The organism is Streptomyces sp. NPDC107471, from assembly GCF_055582845.1.
In genome coordinates, this window is the sequence record NZ_JBVJPC010000005.1 from 335,856 (window position 1) to 353,676 (window position 17,821).

Here is a 17,821-nt window from a genome sequence, read left to right on the forward strand (position 1 = left end):
CTGTGGAGAACCGTTTGTCCACAGCCTGAGGGGGCCTGTAGCCAAAATGTGCCGACGACCGAACAATCGGTAGGTGAGGCGCCTCACACCCGTGGTGCGCCCGAAGCCGTCTCCCACGAGGAGGTGCCGTCATGACGGTCATGGAGCAGCGGGGCGCGTACCGGCCATCGCCGCCGCCCGCCTGGCAGCCCCGCACGGACCCCGCGCCCCTGCTGCCCGACGCGGAGCCCCATCGCGTCCTCGGCACCGAGGCGGCCGCGAAGGCCGACCCGGCCCTGCTGCGCCGGCTCTACGCCGAGCTGGTCCGCGGCCGCCGCTACAACACCCAGGCCACCGCCCTGACCAAGCAGGGCCGTCTCGCCGTGTACCCCTCCAGCACCGGCCAGGAGGCCTGCGAGGTCGCGGCCGCGCTGGCCCTCCAGGACCGCGACTGGCTCTTCCCCAGCTACCGCGACACCCTCGCCGCCGTCGCCCGGGGCGTCGACCCCGTCCAGGCGCTCACCCTCCTGCGCGGCGACTGGCACACCGGCTACGACCCGCGCGAGCACCGGGTGGCCCCCCTGTGCACCCCCCTGGCCACCCAGCTCCCGCACGCGGTGGGTCTCGCGCACGCCGCCCGTCTCAAGGGCGACGACGTGGTCGCGCTCGCCATGGTCGGCGACGGCGGCACCAGCGAGGGCGACTTCCACGAGGCGCTGAACTTCGCCGCCGTCTGGCAGGCCCCGGTCGTCTTCCTGGTCCAGAACAACGGCTTCGCGATCTCCGTCCCGCTCGACAAGCAGACCGCGGCCCCGTCGCTGGCCCACAAGGCCGTCGGCTACGGCATGCCCGGGCGCCTGGTCGACGGCAACGACGCCGCCGCCGTGCACGAGGTCCTCACCGCCGCCGTACAGCACGCCCGCGCGGGCGGCGGACCCACCCTGGTGGAGGCGATCACCTACCGCGTGGACGCCCACACCAACGCCGACGACGCGACCCGCTACCGCGGCGACGCCGAGGTCGAGACCTGGCGCGGACACGACCCGATCGCCCTCCTGGAGCACGAACTGACCGAGCGCGGCCTGCTCGACGAGGCCGCCATCGACGACGTGCGCCAGGACGCCGAGGACTTCGCCGCCGGGCTGCGCGAGCGCATGAACCAGGACCCGGTCCTCGACCCCATGGACCTGTTCGCCCACGTCTACGCCGAGCCCACCCCGCAACTGCGCGAGCAGCAGGCCCAGTTGCGCGCCGAGCTCGAGGCCGAGCACGACACCCGCGGGGGGACGCACCGATGACCACCGTCGCCCTCAAGCCCGCCACCATGGCGCAGGCCCTCACGCGCGCGCTGCGCGACGCGATGGCGGCCGACCCCACCGTGCACGTGATGGGGGAGGACGTCGGCACTCTCGGCGGTGTCTTCCGCGTCACCGACGGACTGGCCGAGGAGTTCGGCGAGGACCGCTGCACGGACACCCCGCTCGCCGAGGCGGGCATCCTCGGCACGGCCGTCGGCATGGCGATGTACGGACTGCGGCCGGTCGTGGAGATGCAGTTCGACGCCTTCGCGTACCCGGCGTTCGAACAGCTCATCAGCCATGTGGCGAAGATGCGCAACCGCACCCGCGGGGCGATGCCGCTCCCGATCACCATCCGGGTCCCCTACGGCGGCGGCATCGGCGGCGTCGAGCACCACAGCGACTCCTCCGAGGCCTACTACATGGCGACCCCGGGGCTCCACGTCGTCACGCCCGCCACCGTCGCCGACGCCTACGGACTGCTGCGCGCCGCCATCGCCTCCGACGACCCGGTCGTCGTCCTGGAGCCCAAGCGGCTGTACTGGTCGAAGGACTCCTGGAACCCGGACGACCCGCAGACCGTTGAACCGATAGGCCGCGCGGTGGTGCGGCGCCCCGGCCGGAGCGCCACACTCATCACGTACGGGCCGTCCGTACCCGTGTGCCTCGAAGCCGCCGAGGCCGCGCGGGAGGAGGGGTGGGACCTCGAAGTCGTCGACCTGCGCTCACTGGTGCCCTTCGACGACGACACGGTCGCGGCCTCGGTACGGCGGACCGGACGAGCGGTCGTCGTGCACGAGTCGGGCGGGTTCGGCGGACCGGGCGGGGAGATCGCGGCCAGGGTCACGGAGCGCTGCTTCCACCATCTGGAGGCGCCGGTGCTGCGCGTGGCCGGGTTCGACATCCCCTATCCGCCGCCGATGCTGGAGCGTCACCACCTGCCCGGCGTGGACCGGATCCTGGACGCCGTCGGGCGTCTGCAATGGGAGGCGGAGAGCTGATGGCGCAGGTCCTGGAGTTCAGGCTGCCGGATCTCGGCGAGGGCCTGACCGAGGCGGAGATCGTCCGCTGGCTGGTGGAGGTCGGCGACGTCGTCGCGGTCGACCAGCCGGTCGTCGAGGTCGAGACGGCCAAGGCGATGGTCGACGTCCCCTGCCCCTACGCCGGTGTCGTCACCGCCCGCTTCGGCGAGGAGGGCAGTGAACTCCCGGTGGGGTCACCGCTCATCACGGTCGCGGTGGGAGCCCCGGCGTCCGCGTCCGACGCCGACGCCGACGGCAGTGCCGGGGGCTCGGGGAACGTCCTCGTCGGGTACGGCACTTCCGAGGCACCCGCGCGCAGGCGCAGGGTCCGCCGCGAGCAGCAGGTCACCGTGCCGGTGAACGGCCGGACGGCGGCTCCCGAGGTGGTCGAGGGACCCGTCCCCGTGATCTCCCCGCTGGTCCGCCGCCTCGCCCGCGAGAACGGCCTCGACCTCAGGGAGCTGACCGGTTCCGGCCCCGACGGACTGATCCTCCGGGCCGACGTCGAGTACGCGCTGCGCGCCGCCGCCACCCAGGCACGCCCGGCCGCCACGACACCGGCACCGGCCTCCGCCGCCACGGCACCGGCACCGGCCTCAGCCACCACTGCACCGGCCCCCTCCGTCGCCCCGCAGACCCCTGCGGCGACCCCGGCCACCCCGTCCACCGGGACCCGTGTCCCCCTCAAGGGCGTCCGGGGCGCGGTCGCCGACAAGCTGTCCCGCAGCCGGAGCGAGATCCCCGACGCCACCTGCTGGGTGGACGCCGACGCGACGGAACTCATGCGCGCGCGCAGCGCGATGAACGCCGCCGGCGGACCGAAGATCTCCCTGCTGGCGCTGCTCGCCCGGATCTGCACCGCCGCCCTCGCCCGCTTCCCCGAGCTCAACTCGACGGTGGACACGGCGGCCAGGGAGATCGTGCGACTGGACGCCGTGCACCTGGGCTTCGCCGCGCAGACCGAACGGGGACTGGTCGTACCGGTCGTGAAGGACGCGCACACGCGGGACGCCGAGTCGCTGACCGCCGAGTTCGCCCGCCTGACCGAGGCGGCCCGCACCGGCACCCTCACCCCCGCCGACCTCACGGGCGGCACCTTCACGCTGAACAACTACGGCGTGTTCGGTGTCGACGGCTCGACGCCGATCATCAACCACCCCGAGGCGGCCATGCTCGGCGTCGGCCGCATCATCCCCAAGCCGTGGGTGCACGAGGGCGAGCTGGCGGTGCGCCAGGTCGTCCAGCTCTCGCTCACCTTCGACCACCGGGTGTGCGACGGCGGCACCGCGGGCGGCTTCCTGCGGTACGTGGCGGACTGCGTGGAACAACCGGCGGTGCTGCTGCGCACCCTGTGACCGGGAGACCCGTATCGGCGCGCACCCTGTGAGCGCGAGCCCCGCACCGGCTGCGCACCTGTGAGCGCGAGCCCCGCTCACCGGCTGCGCACCCGGTGACCGGGAGACCCGCACAACGAGATCCCGGCGCCGCACGTTCCCTGTGATCGCGACGGCACGCATACTCAGGGGGTGACCTCGTACGAGCCCCCGCGCGACCCAGACGCCGGTTCTGTGTACGACGTGGTCGTGCTCGCCGGGGGTGCCGCCCGGCGGCTCGGCGGCGCCGACAAGCCCGGTGTGCGGGTGGGCGGCCGCGCGCTGCTCGACCGCGTCCTCGCGGCCTGCGCCGACGCGGCCACCACCGTCGTCGTCGCCGACCCCCGCCCGACCGCCCGGCCGGTGACCTGGGCCCGCGAGGACCCGCCCGGCGGCGGTCCGCTGGCCGCCCTGGACGCCGGCCTGCGGCACACCACGGCGCGGCACGTCCTGGTGCTCTCCGCCGACCTGCCCTTCCTCCAGGAGGGCACCGCCCGACTGCTGTTGACGGTGCTGCGCACGGGCGGCGCCGACGGCGTGCTGCTCACCGACGGCGACAACCGCGACCAGCCGCTGGTCGCCGCGTACCGCACCCCCTCACTGCGCCAGGAGCTCGCCGCGCTCACGAAGGAGCACGGCACGCTCGCCGGCCTTCCCCTGCGCCGGCTGACCGCCGCGCTCGACCTCACCCGAGTCCCCGATCCCGTCGCGGCCTTCGACTGCGACACCTGGGACGACATCGCCACCGCCAGGGCACGCATCAGGGAGCATGGGCACGTGTTGGATGAATGGATTTCCGCAGTCAAGGACGAGCTGGGGATCGACCTCGACGTCGACACCGGCGTGCTGCTCGACCTCGCCCGTGACGCCGCGCACGGCGTGGCCAGGCCCGCGGCACCGCTGACCACCTTCCTCGTCGGCTATGCCGCCGCGAAGGCGGGCGGCGGTCCCGAGGCGGTCGCCGAGGCCTCCCGCAAAGCCGCGGCCCTCGCCCTGCGCTGGGCGGAGGAGGCCGAAGGGGAGACCACGCCCGACGGCGCCTCGGGCACCCGCCCGGACGCCGGATGACCGCCCGGTCCGTGCGCGCCGGGGACGCCGACGACCTCGACGTCGAGGAGGCGCTGGCCCTGGTGAGAGAAGACAACGGCACCGGGCACCCCGGGGACCCTCGCCCGTCCGCGCCCCCGCCCCAGGGCTCCGGCCCGGGAGCCAGGCCGGACGCCCACCACCGGGCGACGCCCTGGCCCGAGGCCCGGGCCGCCGCAGCCAGGACCGCCCGCACGGTCACCCGCGCCGCGGGCCGCGCCCCCGTCTCCGTACGGCTCGACGACGCCCTCGGTCTCACCCTGGCCGCCCCGCTCGACGCCCTCACCGACCTCCCCTCCTTCGACACCTCGGCCATGGACGGCTGGGCGGTCGCGGGGCCCGGCCCCTGGGCCGTACGGGACGAGGGCGTGCTCGCCGGCCACGCCGAGCCCGCGCCCCTCACCGACGGCGAGGCGGCCCGGATCGCCACCGGCGCGCGTGTCCCCCCGGACACCACCGCCGTCCTGCGCAGCGAGCACGGGCAGACCGACGAGAAGGGCCGGCTGCACGCCACCCGGGAGGTCGTGCACGGTCAGGACATCCGCCCGCGCGCTCAGGAGTGCCGCACCGGCGACCAGCTCCTGCCGCCCGGCACCCTCGCCACCCCGGCCGTCCTCGGCCTGGCCGCGGCCGCCGGGTACGACACCCTCGCCGTCGTCCCCCGCCCCCGCGTCGAAGTCCTCGTCCTCGGCGACGAGTTGCTGACCGAGGGCACCCCGCGCGACGGACTGATCCGGGACGCCCTCGGCCCGATGCTCCCGCCCTGGCTGCGCGCGCTCGGCGCCGAGGTCACCGCCGTCCGCCGGCTCGGCGACTCCGCCGCGGCCCTGCACAAGGCGGTCACCAGATCCGAGGCCGACGTGATCGTCACGACCGGCGGCACCGCGGCCGGGCCCGTGGACCACGTCCACCCCATCCTCGGCCGTATCGGCGCCGAACTCCTGGTCGACGGGGTCAAGGTGCGCCCCGGCCATCCCATGCTGCTGGCCCGCACCAAGGAGAACCAGCACCTCGTCGGCCTGCCGGGCAACCCCCTCGCCGCCGTCTCCGGCCTGCTCACGCTCGCCGAACCGCTGCTGCGCACCCTGGCCGCCCGCCCGGCCCCGGAGCCGTACACCCTGCCGCTGAGGGACGAGGCCCACGGTCACCCGTACGACACCCGGCTGGTCCCGGTCGTCCTGCGCGGGGACAGCGCGATCCCGCTGCACTACAACGGCCCGGCCATGCTGCGGGGCATCGCGGCCGCCGACGCCCTCGCCGTCGTACCGCCCGGGGGCACCCGGCCGGGGCAGGAGGCCGAACTGCTCGATCTGCCTTGGGCGTCCGCCGGAATCGGGGTGTGTTTCACGTGAAACTTCCGGGCCATGACGCGATCGCCCGCCAGGCGGACGAGCATCTCGTGACCCACAAGGTGAAGTTGCCGCGCAAGGTGGTGGAGCATCCGTTCCGCCAGGTCGCCAAGCGGGTGCTGATGGCCTTGCTGGTCCTGGCGGCGACCGCCCTGATCGTCTACGCGGACCACGACGGCTACAACGACAGCTCGGACCAGTCCGTCGACTTCCTCGACGCCTGGTACTACGCGACCGTCACCCTCTCCACCACCGGGTACGGCGACATCGCCCCGGTCAGCGACGCCGCCCGGCTCACCAACATCTTCGTCATCACGCCCCTGCGCGTGCTGTTCCTGATCATCCTGGTCGGCACGACGCTCGAGGTTCTCACCGAACGCACCCGGGAGGAGTGGCGACTCAACCGCTGGAGGTCCACCTTGCGCGACCACACCGTCGTCATCGGTTTCGGCACCAAGGGCCGGTCCGCGATCCAGACCGTCTGCGCGACGGGGCTGAAGAAGGAACAGGTCGTCGTGGTCGACCCCAGCGCCAAGGCGATCGACGCCGCGACCGCCGACGGCTACGCCGGGATCGCCGGGGACGCCACCCGCAGCGAGGTGCTCAAGCGCGCCGAGGTGCACAAGGCGCGGAAGATCATCATCGCCACCCAGCGCGACGACACCGCGGTCCTGGTGACGCTGACGGCCCGACAGCTCAACAAGGGCGCCAAGATCGTGGCCGCCGTGCGCGAGGAGGAGAACGCGCCGCTGCTCAAGCAGTCCGGTGCCGACGCCGTCATCACCAGCGCCAGCGCGGCCGGCCGGCTCCTCGGCCTGTCGGTGCTCAGCCCCGCCGCCGGCATGGTCATGGAGGACCTCATCCAGCAGGGCAGCGGCCTCGACATCGTCGAACGGCCCGTCATAAAGGCCGAGGTGGGCAGAGGGCCGAGGGAGACGGAGGACCTCGTGGTGAGCGTTCTGCGCGGGCACCGGGTGCTCGGCTACGACGATCCGGCCGTGGGGACGCTGGAGCTGACGGACCGGCTGATCACCATCGTGCGGGCGACGCCGGGCACCCAGGTGGCACCCGACGCCCGTCCGCTGCCCCCGATGCCCTCGACCTGATCACTTGCGGTTGTAGAGCCGCATGGTGACCGGTCCGAAGACCGCGACGAACAGGCCCGCCCACCCCAGCGACCAGGCGATCTCGTCGGCGGGCCAGTCACCCGCCATCAGTTCCCGCACGGCCGAGGACAGATGGGTGATCGGGCTGTTGTTGACGAAGGCCTGGAGCCAGCCCGGCATGGTCTTCGGGTCGACGAAGACGTTGGACAGGAAGGTCAGCGGGAAGATCACCATCATGCTGACGCCCATCACCGACTTCTCGGTGCGCAGCAGCAGCCCGAACATCGTCCAGATCCACGAGAACGCGAACGAGAAGACGACCAGGAGCACGATCCCGGCGACGACACCGCCGACCCCGCCCTCCGCGCGGTAGCCGAGGATCATGCCGACGGTGAGCATCACGACGGACGCGATCGTGTAGCGCAGCGCGTCACCGAGCAGATAGCCGACCATCGTCGAGGGCCGCCAGATGGGCAGCGAGCGGAAGCGGTCGAAGACGCCCTTCTCGATGTCGGTGTTGACGGAGACCCCGGTGTACATCGTGATCATCACGACCGACATCACCAGGATGCCCGGCAGCAGGAACTGGATGTACTCCTCCGGGGACCCGGCCAGGGCGCCCCCGAAGAGGTACGTGTACATCAGCACCATCATGATCGGGAACGCGGTGACGTCGAAGAGCTGCTCCGGCACGTGCTTGATCTTGAGGACCGCCCGCCAGCCGAAGGTCAGCGAGGCCGACAGCGCGCTCGGGCGCGGCGGCCGCTCCCCGGTGACCAGCAGCGCGGCCAGCGACTCGGCGCTGACGGGGGCGAGATCCTGGGTCTCGGTCTGTGTCGCGGTGCTCATGCCGCCACCTCGTCCTTGTCGTCGCGGGAGTCACTGGACCTGCGGGAGTCGCCGGCATCGCCGGACTCGCGGGCCTCGTGCGTGTCGTGCCCGGTGAGGGCGAGGAACACCTCGTCCAGACTGGGCTGGCCGAGCGAGAAGTTGTCGACGGTGATGCCGGTGCGGGCCAGTTCGGCCAGGGCGCGGGAGGCCTGTTCGGCGGCCGTGTCGCCGGCTGCCGTGGCGAGCCGGGCCGTCAGCGCGACCGAGTCGGGTTCGAGCTGCACCCGGGCGTCCAGGGCCCGCCGCAGGATCTCCGCCGCCTCCGGCCGCTGTCCGGCGTCCCGCAGGCGCAGATGGACGGTCCCGGCGCCCACGGAGGCCTTCAGCTCGCCCTTGGTGCCCTCGGCGATCACCCGGCCCCGGTCGATGACGGCGATCCGGGAGGCGAGCTGGTCGGCCTCGTCCAGGTACTGCGTGGTCAGCAGCACGGTGGTGCCCTGGGCGACGACGGCGCGCACGATGTCCCAGACCTGGTTGCGGCTGCGCGGGTCGAGACCGGTGGTGGGCTCGTCGAGGAAGAGCAGCTCGGGCGTGTTGAGGATGGACGCGGCGATGTCGATACGGCGCCGCATGCCGCCGGAGTAGTGCTTGACCTGCTTCCCGGCCGCGTCCGCGAGACCGAACGCCTCCAGGAGCTGCCCGGCACGCTCGCGTGCCGCCTTCTTGTGGTGGCCGAGGAGACGGCCGAGCAGCACCAGGTTCTCGGCGCCGGTGAGGTCCTCGTCGACGGAGGCGTACTGGCCGGTGAGGCTGACCCGGCCGCGGACCTCGTCGGCCTCGCGGACGACGTCGTGTCCGAAGACGTGGGCCTGGCCGCCGTCGGGCCGCAGCAGGGTGGCGAGCATCTTCACGGTGGTGGTCTTGCCGGCGCCGTTCGGGCCGAGGACGCCGTAGACCGTGCCGGCCGGCACCGCGAGGTCGACTCCGTCGACGGCCCTGGTCTCGCCGAACGTCTTCACGAGGCCCGCGGTCTCGATCGCCAGGGCTGACGTGTGCTGGCTCATGGGCGGGGTTCCTTCCGCGTGCTGGGGCTACGCATGGGGAGACCTTTACCGTCGCGCAAACTCATCGGTGCCGCACAGCGAATTTCAGGAGTCCGGTCCAAGGACGGAGAACCCGTGGGACCGGGGACCGAGGACGGGCGGAGCACCAGGAGTAGCGTCGGGCGCATGTATGCGATCACGATTCCCGAACCCGGTGGACCCGAGGCGCTGGTCTGGAGCGAGGTGCCGGATGCCGTGGCCGGCGAGGGCGAGGTGCTGGTCGAGGTGGTGGCCGGAGCCGTCAACCGCGCCGACATCCTGCAACGGCAGGGCTTCTACAACCCCCCGCCCGGCGCCTCCCCCTACCCCGGCCTGGAGTGCTCCGGACGGATCGCCGAGATCGGCCCCGGTGTCTCCGGCTGGGCCGTCGGCGACGAGGTGTGCGCACTGCTCGCGGGCGGCGGCTACGCCGAGAAGGTCGCCGTGCCGGCCGGGCAGTTGCTGCCCGTGCCCAAGGGCGTCGACCTGAAGCGGGCGGCCGCGCTGCCCGAGGTGGTCTGCACGGTCTGGTCGAACGTCTTCATGGTCGCCCACCTGCGCCCCGGCGAGACCCTGCTGGTGCACGGCGGTTCCAGCGGCATCGGCACCATGGCGATCCAGCTCGCCAAGGCCGTGGGCGCCAGGGTCGCGGTGACCGCGGGCACGCCGGAGAAGCTGGAGCGCTGCGCCGAGCTCGGCGCGGACATCCTGATCAACTACCGGGAACAGGACTTCGTCGAGGAGGTCGGCAAGGCCACCGACGGGGCGGGCGCCGACGTCATCCTCGACAACATGGGCGCGAAGTACCTCGACCGCAACATCAAGGCCCTCGCCGTCAACGGACGGCTCGCGATCATCGGTATGCAGGGCGGCGTCAAGGGCGAGCTGAACATCGCCACGTTGCTGAACAAGCGTGCCGCGATCAGCGCCACCTCGCTGCGGGCGCGGCCGCTGGACGAGAAGACGGCGATCGTGGCCGCCGTACGCGAGCACGTGTGGCCCCTGCTGGACGCCGGGCACATCCGTCCCGTGGTCGACCGCGAGCTGCCGATGAGCGACGCGGCCGGCGCGCACCGGGTCGTCGAGGAGAGCGGCCACATCGGCAAGGTCCTGCTGGTCACGCCGTAGATCCTCCGGTACGGCCCTACCCGCGCCGCAGCCGCAGCGCGAACAGGCCGAGGCCGAGGCCCACGCCGACCAGCACCAGCCCGGTGCCGAGCGGCAGGATGAACACCCTGGGCCCGGCCACCGGCCGTTCGGCGGCGCGGGTGGGCCGTGCCGCGGCGGTCTGCGGGGGCGGCTCCGACACGGCGGCGAGGTCGTCGTCCCCGGCGTCGGTCCCCCCGACGTCCGTGCTCTGCGCCTCCTCCGTCGGAGGAGCCTCGCGCCGGCCCGGCCGCTCCCGCCCCTCGCCCGCACGGCTCCCGGCGCGCGAGGGGGTGGCGGCCGAGGGGGAGGGCGCGAGCGTGGGCGAGGGCGAGGCCCGTTCCGGGCCGTGGCCGCGCGAGGAGTGCGAGCGGACCGCGGACGGGGAGGCGGGGTCCCGCGGTCCGTGCGCCGACGTCGGGCGCCGCGGGCCGTCGGAGGGGGCCGCCGACGGGCCCGGGGCGGGCCGCGACGGAAGCCCGGTGGCGTACGACCCGGGGGTCCTCGCCGGTGACGGGTGGGCCGGTGCCGAGACCGGGGACCGGGTGGCGGCGGCCGGGGTGCGCACGACCCCGCGCAGGGGGCCGTCGAAGGACACCGGGTCCGCCGGCCGCCGGTCGGGGGCGCTCGCGGGGACGCGCGGCGTCAGTTCGGTGCCGTAGGCCGGGCCGGCCTGCGGCAGGACGGTCGCGCTCGCGCCCACCACGATCGCGAGCACCGTAGCGCGCAGCCAGAGAGTCACGGGACAAGACTGGCATCACGCAACAGGACCGGCATTCCGGATGGCGCCATGGGAGCGATCTGCTCCGGGAGCGGTGGATCACCCCACACCGGGGGCACCTCAGTGGTGAGGTGTACGGGTGCGAGAGAATGGCGGCATGGAGATGCCGAGGAACGAAGGTTCGCCGGAAAGTCCCCAGATCCTGGTCGTGGGCCAGGACGGGATGGCACTGGGCGGCGGGGGTGACGACGAGTCCCGCGAGGTCCCGGTCACGGAGATGGTCGAGCAGCCCGCGAAGGTCATGCGGATCGGCAGCATGATCAAGCAGTTGCTCGAGGAGGTGCGTGCGGCTCCTCTCGACGAGGCCAGCCGGGCCCGGCTCAAGGAGATCCACCACAGCTCGGTGAAGGAGCTGGAGGACGGGCTCGCCCCGGAGCTCGTGGAGGAGCTGGAGCGCCTCTCGCTGCCCTTCAACGAGGAGGCGACCCCGAGCGACGCGGAACTGCGCATCGCGCAGGCCCAGTTGGTGGGCTGGCTGGAGGGCCTCTTCCACGGCATCCAGACCACCCTGTTCGCCCAGCAGATGGCCGCGCGGGCCCAGCTCGAGCAGATGCGCCGTGCCCTCCCGCCGGGTGTCGGCGGCCAGGAGGACGGCGTCGACCCGCGCGCGGGCGGCCGCTCGGGCGGACCGTACCTGTAACCCCTGACGTAGAAGGGCCCGGCAGCCGACGCTGCCGGGCCCTTCGTGTCGTCCTCGGCAGGTCGCCGCCGCAGATCGCCGCAAGAGGTCGCCGCCGGAAGTCGCCGGTGGGAAACGCTCGTTCGGGTTCTTCTCCGCCGCGGCCCCCGCCCGGCCGCCGACCTGGGTGTCCGCGGGCGTGACCTTGGCCACGGAGCCCGTTCCGGATGGGCCCGCACCGGCGGGTGCGGCGCGTTCGGGAAGTGCCCGTTCCGTGTCCGTACGCGAAAGAAAGGTCGCGCGGGCGTTACAGCGGCCGTACGGCCGGTACACAGAATTTGCACGCCGAGACGTAATGCGGGTTTGATGGCCGGTCCGTCCCGGGCCGGCCCCCGGGCTCATCCCGGACCGGAGGCTTGCGCGAAGGCTGTAGCGTGGCCGACGGAGACCGTAACAACACCGCGCGCACCGCGGGCAGAAACGACGGCGAGGACCGATGGCACAGCAGCAGCGCGCTCAGGGCCCGTCCGACCCCGAGGCGACTGGCGGCGGAATGTCAGATGCGCCGGAGCTGTGGGGTAACGGCGGACTGGTGGGCGACGGCCGATACCGGCTGACCCGCAGACTCGGCCGGGGCGGAATGGCCGAGGTGTTCGCGGCCGAGGACGTACGGCTCGGCCGGACCGTGGCGGTCAAGCTGCTGCGCGCCGACCTCGCCGAGGACCCGACCTCCAAGGCCCGCTTCACGCGTGAGGCCCAGTCCGTGGCCGGACTCAACCACCACGCGATCGTCGCCGTGTACGACTCCGGCGAGGACTTCGTGGGCGGCCAGTCGGTGCCGTACATCGTCATGGAGATCGTCGAGGGACGGACGATCCGCGATCTGCTCCTCAACGCCGAGGCGCCCGGACCCGAGCAGGCCCTGATCATCGTCTCCGGGGTCCTGGAGGCGCTCGCCTACTCGCACCAGCACGGCATCGTGCACCGCGACATCAAGCCCGCCAACGTGATCATCACGCACAACGGCGCCGTCAAGGTGATGGACTTCGGCATCGCCCGCGCCCTGCACGGCGCGTCCACCACGATGACGCAGACCGGCATGGTCATGGGCACCCCGCAGTACCTCTCCCCGGAGCAGGCCCTCGGCAAGGCCGTCGACCACCGCTCCGACCTGTACGCGACGGGCTGCCTGCTGTACGAACTCCTCGCGCTGCGCCCGCCGTTCACCGGCGAGACCCCGCTCTCCGTCGTCTACCAGCACGTCCAGGACATCCCGACGCCTCCGTCGCAGGTCTCCGACGCCGTCCCGCCGGAGCTCGACGGCCTGGTCATGCGCTCGCTCGCCAAGGAGCCCGACGACCGTTTCCAGACGGCCGAGGAGATGCGCGGGCTTGTCCAGTACGGCCTGCAGATGCTGTACGACCAGGGCGGCCACACCGGCACCTGGAACACCGGCCCGGTGACGGCCCACGACGGCCGCGGTACGCCCGCCGCGGGTTTCGCGAGCACCAGCGTGCTGGCGCACCCCGGCGCCACCTCCGGCACCACCCAGATCCCGCAGCCGATCCTGCCCTCCGGATACGGCGGCGGGGACGAGGGCGGCTTCGAGGGACACGGCAACCGGGGCAGCGGCCGCGGCAAGCTGTGGATCCTCGCCGTCCTCGCGGTGATCGCCGTCGCGGCGGGCGTGGCCCTCGCGCTCAACGGCGGCGACGACGGCGGGAGCAGCGGCGGCACCGGCACCTCCGTGTCGCCGACCACCTCGAAGAGCACCGACGACCAGACGGCCAGCGAGACGCCGAGCGACGACGCGACGAGCGAGGAGACCGACACCTCCACGGACGACAGCGGCAGCTCGGGCAACACCGGCTACACGCCGTCCTGGACCCCGTCGTACACCCCCTCCTACACGCCGTCCCCCTCGGCCACCCAGCCGTCCGAGACGGCGACGGAGCCGTCCGACACGGCGGAGCCCACGGACACCGCCGAGCCCACGGACACCGGGGAGCCGACCGGCAACCTGGTCGGCGGCTCGGACGGCGGCGGCGAGGGCGGCGACTCCTGACCCGGCGGTGACACCGCACACCCATCCGTGACGCTTCACGCGCGCGTGGCCCCGGGAACGGGCGCCACGCGCGCGTGCCGTTTCCGGGGCCCCGGCGTCAGCCCACGAACGCGTCGCACACCGCGTCGTACTCCCGCGTCCACCACACCACCAGTGCCGAGGCCGCCGGGAACTGGGGATCCGCGCGGGTGTCGCCGCGTTCGTAGTGCCAGCGCAGCATCCAGAAGTCGTTGAGCCGCTCCCACCACACGCGGTGCACGGCCGCCGCGAGCTCCGAGGGCGTGGCACCCGCCGTACGCCGGTACGCGCGCGCGTACGCCCGCACCTTCGGCAGGTCGAGAGTCCCGGCCGGCCGTACGAAGAAGATCGCGGCGGCGCGTACGGCCTCCTCGGCGCGGGGCTTCACGCCGAGCCGGTCCCAGTCGACGATCGCGGCGGGGGCGTCGCCCCGGTAGAGCAGGTTGAAGGGGTGGAAGTCCCCGTGCACCCAGCCGACCGGTCCGCCGTGCGGGGGCCGCCGGCCCACGTGCTGTTCGAGCAGGGCCCGCCGTTCCAGGAGCCGGTGCCGGGCGAGCTCGTCGAAGGAGTCGGCGGGCCGGTGCCTGCGCACGCGCGCGAGGAGGTCGTCGATGAGGGCGAACGTGGCGGCGGGGTCGGCACCGGTGTCGACGGGGTCCCGGTCGGGTGCCGTGGTCGCGGCGGCCGGGTGACCGTCGGGCGGCCGGTCCGCCCGGGCGCCGCCGGCCCGCGCGGGGGCGTGACGCGGCGCCGGAGCGCGCCCGACCGGCGGGTGCGACCCGGCGTCAGGGGCGCTTTCGCCGGTTCGCGCGCCCCCGCCTGCCCGCGCACCCTTCTCCGCCCGCTCCCGCCCTTGTGAGAGCGTCACCCGCTCCTGTTCCTGCGACGGCACAACCCGCTCCCACCCCTGCGACGGCATCACCCGTTCCAGGCTCGCGTGGACCACGCCCAGCAGTGCCCCGAGACGGCCGCACTGCTCGGGCGTGAGCTGGGCGCCGTGGCGGTGGCGGCCCTCGATCCAGGGGTGCAGGGCGTAGGCGTGGCCGCCGACGACGGCGACCGTGCGGCCGTCGTGCGCGGGGAGGGGCGGAGCGACCGGGACCCCGAGGGCGGCGAGGCGCTGGGTGGCGCGGTGCTGGCGGGCGATCGCCTCGGGGGCGGCCGTCTCGGGGTCGAAATGGTGCTTGAGGAAGTAGCGGCCGCGGGTCGTACGGAGCCGGTAGCCGCGGTTGAGGAGGCCCTGGTCGACGGGATCGCAGGCGAGCGCGGAGCCGGCGGCGTACTGGCGGAGGAGGGCGCCCAGCGGGGGCGCGTGAGGCATGAGGGGTGGTACAGGAGAGCGCGGCACGCGCCAGATGCTAGGGCACGAATCAGGGCCGTGAGCTGGGCGTTGTCACAGGCAGTCACAGACTGCCACAGTAAGTCGCGCTCGGTCTCCTTCGGTCAGGGGACGTCATGGGAGGCCCTCCGCGGCGGGGACGAGCGTCGTCGGCGACCAGGGTCGCGATGGGCGCCGTGGCCGGAATGCGCACCGGCGCCTCGATGGCCGTTTCCGCGAAACACCCCCATTTCTCCTTCTTCGTCCGCTCGGCAAGTCGCAGCCGATAAGTCTTCCGGTGACCTGGGTAGACGGGATAACGTGCCGTTGCTCCGGCCTCCTGCAAGGCTGTGACCAGCGCCCCTTCGGCCCTTTTCCGATTTACTTGGAAATCCAAGCAAAATCGCAGGTCAAAGGGGGTTTCACAGAAATGTGGAGCACTGGGTAACGTGATTCTTGCAGGGCGCTCGCCGGGGCACCTGTCACGCCTGTTCCGGCCGAGTGGCACCCACCCCGTGCGCGGGTGTCGGAACAGGTGAGCCGCACTGGTACACCCGGCAACCCCGGGGGCCGGACCGACGGAGGAGCACACGTGACCGTGGAGAGCACTGCCGCGCGCAAGCCGCGACGCAGCGCCGGGACGAGGAAGTCCCCGAGCACCAAGCCCGAACTGGTTCAGCTTCTGACGCCCGAGGGCAAGCGCGTCAAGAACGCCGAGTACGACAAGTACGTCGCCGACATCACCCCCGAAGAGCTTCGCGGCCTCTACCGCGACATGGTGCTCACCCGCCGCTTCGACGCCGAGGCCACCTCCCTCCAGCGCCAGGGCGAACTGGGCCTGTGGGCCTCCCTGCTCGGCCAGGAGGCCGCCCAGATCGGATCGGGCCGCGCGCTGCGCGACGACGACTACGTCTTCCCGACCTACCGCGAGCACGGCGTGGCCTGGTGCCGCGGGGTCGACCCGACCAACCTGCTCGGCATGTTCCGGGGTGTGAACAACGGCGGCTGGGACCCGAACAGCAACAACTTCCACCTCTACACGATCGTCATCGGCTCCCAGACGCTGCACGCCACGGGCTACGCGATGGGTGTCGCCAAGGACGGCGCCGACTCCGCGGTCATCGCCTACTTCGGCGACGGCGCCTCCAGCCAGGGCGACGTGGCCGAATCGTTCACCTTCTCCGCGGTCTACAACGCCCCGGTCGTGTTCTTCTGCCAGAACAACCAGTGGGCCATCTCCGAGCCGACCGAGAAGCAGACCCGCGTCCCGCTCTACCAGCGCGCGCAGGGCTTCGGCTTCCCGGGCGTGCGGGTCGACGGCAACGACGTGCTCGCGTCCCTGGCGGTCACCAAGTGGGCGCTGGAGCGGGCCCGCGCGGGTGAGGGCCCGACGCTCGTCGAGGCGTACACCTACCGGATGGGCGCCCACACCACCTCCGACGACCCGAGCAAGTACCGGGCCGACGAGGAGCGCGAGGCGTGGGAGGCGAAGGACCCGATCCTGCGCCTGCGCCGGTACCTGGAGGCCGCAAACCACGCGGACGAGGGATTCTTCGCGGAACTGGAGACCGAGTCCGAGGCGTTGGGAAGGCGAGTGCGTGAGGCGGTCCGGGCGATGCCGGACCCGGACCGTTTCGCCATCTTCGAGCACGCGTATGCGGACGGGCATGCGCTGGTGGACGAGGAGCGGGCCGGTTTCGCCGCCTACCAGGCGTCGTTCGCGGATGGGGAAGGGGCCTGATCATGGCAGCGGAGACTGTGACGTCCAAGAACATGGCTCTGGCCAAGGCGATCAACGAATCGCTCAGGCGTGCCCTGGAGACCGACCCGAAGGTCCTCGTCATGGGCGAGGACGTCGGCAAGCTCGGCGGCGTGTTCCGGGTGACCGACGGACTGCAGAAGGACTTCGGCGAGGACCGGGTCATCGACACCCCGCTCGCGGAGTCCGGCATCGTCGGCACCGCGATCGGCCTGGCGCTGCGCGGCTACCGGCCGGTGGTGGAGATCCAGTTCGACGGGTTCGTGTTCCCGGCCTACGACCAGATCGTCACCCAGCTCGCGAAGATGCATGCCCGCTCGCTGGGCAAGGTCAAGATGCCCGTCGTGGTGCGCATCCCCTACGGCGGCGGCATCGGCGCGGTGGAGCACCACTCGGAGTCCCCGGAGTCGCTGTTCGCGCACGTGGCGGGCCTGAAGGTGGTCTCGCCGTCCAACGCGTCGGACGCGTACTGGATGATGCAGCAGGCCATCCAGAGCGACGACCCGGTGATCTTCTTCGAGCCCAAGCGGCGTTACTGGGACAAGGGCGAGGTCAACACCGAGGCGATCCCCGGACCGCTGCACAAGGCGCAGGTGGTCCGCGAGGGCACCGATCTGACGCTCGTCGCCTACGGCCCGATGGTCAAGCTCTGCAAGGAGGTCGCCGACGCGGCCGCCGAGGAGGGCAAGAACCTGGAGGTGCTGGACCTGCGGTCGGTCTCGCCGCTGGACTTCGACGCGATCCAGGCGTCGGTTCAGAAGACGCGGCGGCTGGTGGTGGTGCACGAGGCGCCGGTGTTCTTCGGTTCCGGCGCGGAGATCGCCGCGCGGATCACCGAGCGGTGCTTCTACCACCTGGAGGCGCCGGTGCTGCGGGTGGGCGGCTACCACGCCCCCTATCCGCCGGCGCGTCTGGAAGAGGAGTACCTGCCCAGCCTGGACCGGGTGCTGGATGCCGTCGACCGCGCTCTGGCGTACTGAGGAGAGGGC

15 protein-coding genes are annotated in these 17,821 nt (G+C 72.7%); 11 read left to right on the forward strand and 4 right to left on the reverse strand.

Annotation, left to right across the window (positions count from 1 at the left end):
• The first annotated feature begins 131 nt into the window (after positions 1 to 131).
• The 6 genes from pdhA (ACZ66S_RS18960) (at position 132) to ACZ66S_RS18985 (ending at position 7,213) form a co-directional block, all read left to right on the forward strand.
• Positions 132 to 1,277, forward strand: coding sequence for a pyruvate dehydrogenase (acetyl-transferring) E1 component subunit alpha (gene pdhA / locus ACZ66S_RS18960; protein ID WP_469902651.1), 1,146 nt, complete (start codon positions 132 to 134; stop codon positions 1,275 to 1,277).
• The gene (locus tag ACZ66S_RS18965; protein ID WP_469902652.1) at positions 1,274 to 2,278 is read left to right on the forward strand and encodes an alpha-ketoacid dehydrogenase subunit beta; all 1,005 of its coding nucleotides are present in this window, start codon (positions 1,274 to 1,276) and stop codon (positions 2,276 to 2,278) included. Before pdhA (ACZ66S_RS18960) ends, ACZ66S_RS18965 begins: the two co-directional genes overlap by 4 nt.
• Positions 2,278 to 3,654 carry a dihydrolipoamide acetyltransferase family protein gene (locus ACZ66S_RS18970; RefSeq protein ID WP_469902653.1) on the forward strand — a complete coding sequence of 459 codons (1,377 nt, stop codon included), beginning with the start codon at positions 2,278 to 2,280 and terminating at the stop codon, positions 3,652 to 3,654. The genes ACZ66S_RS18965 and ACZ66S_RS18970 overlap by 1 nt, the downstream gene beginning before the upstream one ends.
• A gap of 171 nt (positions 3,655 to 3,825) precedes the next feature.
• Complete coding sequence (locus ACZ66S_RS18975; RefSeq protein ID WP_469902654.1) at positions 3,826 to 4,740, forward strand: NTP transferase domain-containing protein; 915 nt, start codon at positions 3,826 to 3,828, stop codon at positions 4,738 to 4,740.
• Positions 4,737 to 6,110 (forward strand): molybdopterin molybdotransferase MoeA, encoded by a 1,374-nt coding sequence (locus ACZ66S_RS18980; protein WP_469902655.1) that lies wholly within the window; start codon positions 4,737 to 4,739, stop codon positions 6,108 to 6,110. The genes ACZ66S_RS18975 and ACZ66S_RS18980 overlap by 4 nt, the downstream gene beginning before the upstream one ends.
• Positions 6,098 to 7,213 carry a potassium channel family protein gene (locus tag ACZ66S_RS18985; RefSeq protein ID WP_469902656.1) on the forward strand — a complete coding sequence of 372 codons (1,116 nt, stop codon included), beginning with the start codon at positions 6,098 to 6,100 and terminating at the stop codon, positions 7,211 to 7,213. Before ACZ66S_RS18980 ends, ACZ66S_RS18985 begins: the two co-directional genes overlap by 13 nt.
• Here ACZ66S_RS18985 and ACZ66S_RS18990 read toward each other — a convergent pair whose 3' ends face one another.
• Positions 7,214 to 8,062, reverse strand: a complete 849-nt coding sequence (locus tag ACZ66S_RS18990) for an ABC transporter permease (protein ID WP_469902657.1) — start codon at positions 8,060 to 8,062, stop codon at positions 7,214 to 7,216.
• A complete protein-coding gene (locus tag ACZ66S_RS18995) occupies positions 8,059 to 9,108 on the reverse strand; it encodes an ATP-binding cassette domain-containing protein (protein WP_469902658.1) in 1,050 nt (349 codons plus the stop codon). Before ACZ66S_RS18995 ends, ACZ66S_RS18990 begins: the two co-directional genes overlap by 4 nt.
• 165 nt (positions 9,109 to 9,273) lie before the next feature.
• Between ACZ66S_RS18995 and ACZ66S_RS19000 the strand changes: the two genes are divergently transcribed.
• The gene (locus ACZ66S_RS19000; protein WP_469902659.1) at positions 9,274 to 10,254 is read left to right on the forward strand and encodes an NAD(P)H-quinone oxidoreductase; all 981 of its coding nucleotides are present in this window, start codon (positions 9,274 to 9,276) and stop codon (positions 10,252 to 10,254) included.
• A gap of 16 nt (positions 10,255 to 10,270) precedes the next feature.
• Here the strand turns inward: ACZ66S_RS19000 and ACZ66S_RS19005 are convergent, their stop codons facing one another.
• Positions 10,271 to 11,014, reverse strand: a complete 744-nt coding sequence (locus tag ACZ66S_RS19005) for a hypothetical protein (protein WP_469902660.1) — start codon at positions 11,012 to 11,014, stop codon at positions 10,271 to 10,273.
• Between the two features lie 136 nt (positions 11,015 to 11,150).
• Between ACZ66S_RS19005 and ACZ66S_RS19010 the strand changes: the two genes are divergently transcribed.
• Both ACZ66S_RS19010 and ACZ66S_RS19015 read left to right on the forward strand, forming a co-directional pair.
• Positions 11,151 to 11,693: a bacterial proteasome activator family protein gene (locus tag ACZ66S_RS19010; RefSeq protein ID WP_469902661.1), complete on the forward strand. Its 543-nt coding sequence runs from the start codon at positions 11,151 to 11,153 to the stop codon at positions 11,691 to 11,693.
• 475 nt (positions 11,694 to 12,168) lie between these two features.
• Complete coding sequence (locus tag ACZ66S_RS19015) at positions 12,169 to 13,737, forward strand: protein kinase domain-containing protein (protein ID WP_469902662.1); 1,569 nt, start codon at positions 12,169 to 12,171, stop codon at positions 13,735 to 13,737.
• 97 nt (positions 13,738 to 13,834) lie between these two features.
• Here ACZ66S_RS19015 and ACZ66S_RS19020 read toward each other — a convergent pair whose 3' ends face one another.
• Positions 13,835 to 15,076, reverse strand: coding sequence for a phosphotransferase (locus tag ACZ66S_RS19020; RefSeq protein WP_469902663.1), 1,242 nt, complete (start codon positions 15,074 to 15,076; stop codon positions 13,835 to 13,837).
• 589 nt (positions 15,077 to 15,665) lie between these two features.
• On the opposite strand from ACZ66S_RS19020, the gene pdhA (ACZ66S_RS19025) reads away from it, so the two are divergent.
• Together pdhA (ACZ66S_RS19025) and ACZ66S_RS19030 are read left to right on the forward strand one after the other, a co-directional pair.
• Complete coding sequence (gene pdhA / locus ACZ66S_RS19025) at positions 15,666 to 16,814, forward strand: pyruvate dehydrogenase (acetyl-transferring) E1 component subunit alpha (RefSeq protein ID WP_037707068.1); 1,149 nt, start codon at positions 15,666 to 15,668, stop codon at positions 16,812 to 16,814.
• Positions 16,815 to 16,816: 2 nt separating this feature from the next.
• Positions 16,817 to 17,812 (forward strand): alpha-ketoacid dehydrogenase subunit beta, encoded by a 996-nt coding sequence (locus ACZ66S_RS19030; protein ID WP_469902664.1) that lies wholly within the window; start codon positions 16,817 to 16,819, stop codon positions 17,810 to 17,812.
• Positions 17,813 to 17,821 lie beyond the last annotated feature (9 nt).

What these genes read in the sequence shown, in the direction of transcription:
- pdhA (WP_469902651.1), top strand. Translation starts at nt 132, where the DNA reads ATGACGGTCATGGAGCAGCGGGGCGCGTACCGGCCATCGCCGCCGCCC.
- ACZ66S_RS18965 (WP_469902652.1), top strand. Translation starts at nt 1,274, where the DNA reads ATGACCACCGTCGCCCTCAAGCCCGCCACCATGGCGCAGGCCCTCACG.
- ACZ66S_RS18970 (WP_469902653.1), top strand. Translation starts at nt 2,278, where the DNA reads ATGGCGCAGGTCCTGGAGTTCAGGCTGCCGGATCTCGGCGAGGGCCTG.
- ACZ66S_RS18980 (WP_469902655.1), top strand. Translation starts at nt 4,737, where the DNA reads ATGACCGCCCGGTCCGTGCGCGCCGGGGACGCCGACGACCTCGACGTC.
- ACZ66S_RS18990 (WP_469902657.1), bottom strand. Translation starts at nt 8,062, where the DNA reads ATGAGCACCGCGACACAGACCGAGACCCAGGATCTCGCCCCCGTCAGC.
- ACZ66S_RS18995 (WP_469902658.1), bottom strand. Translation starts at nt 9,108, where the DNA reads ATGAGCCAGCACACGTCAGCCCTGGCGATCGAGACCGCGGGCCTCGTG.
- ACZ66S_RS19000 (WP_469902659.1), top strand. Translation starts at nt 9,274, where the DNA reads ATGTATGCGATCACGATTCCCGAACCCGGTGGACCCGAGGCGCTGGTC.
- ACZ66S_RS19010 (WP_469902661.1), top strand. Translation starts at nt 11,151, where the DNA reads ATGGAGATGCCGAGGAACGAAGGTTCGCCGGAAAGTCCCCAGATCCTG.
- ACZ66S_RS19015 (WP_469902662.1), top strand. Translation starts at nt 12,169, where the DNA reads ATGGCACAGCAGCAGCGCGCTCAGGGCCCGTCCGACCCCGAGGCGACT.
- ACZ66S_RS19020 (WP_469902663.1), bottom strand. Translation starts at nt 15,076, where the DNA reads ATGCCTCACGCGCCCCCGCTGGGCGCCCTCCTCCGCCAGTACGCCGCC.
- ACZ66S_RS19030 (WP_469902664.1), top strand. Translation starts at nt 16,817, where the DNA reads ATGGCAGCGGAGACTGTGACGTCCAAGAACATGGCTCTGGCCAAGGCG.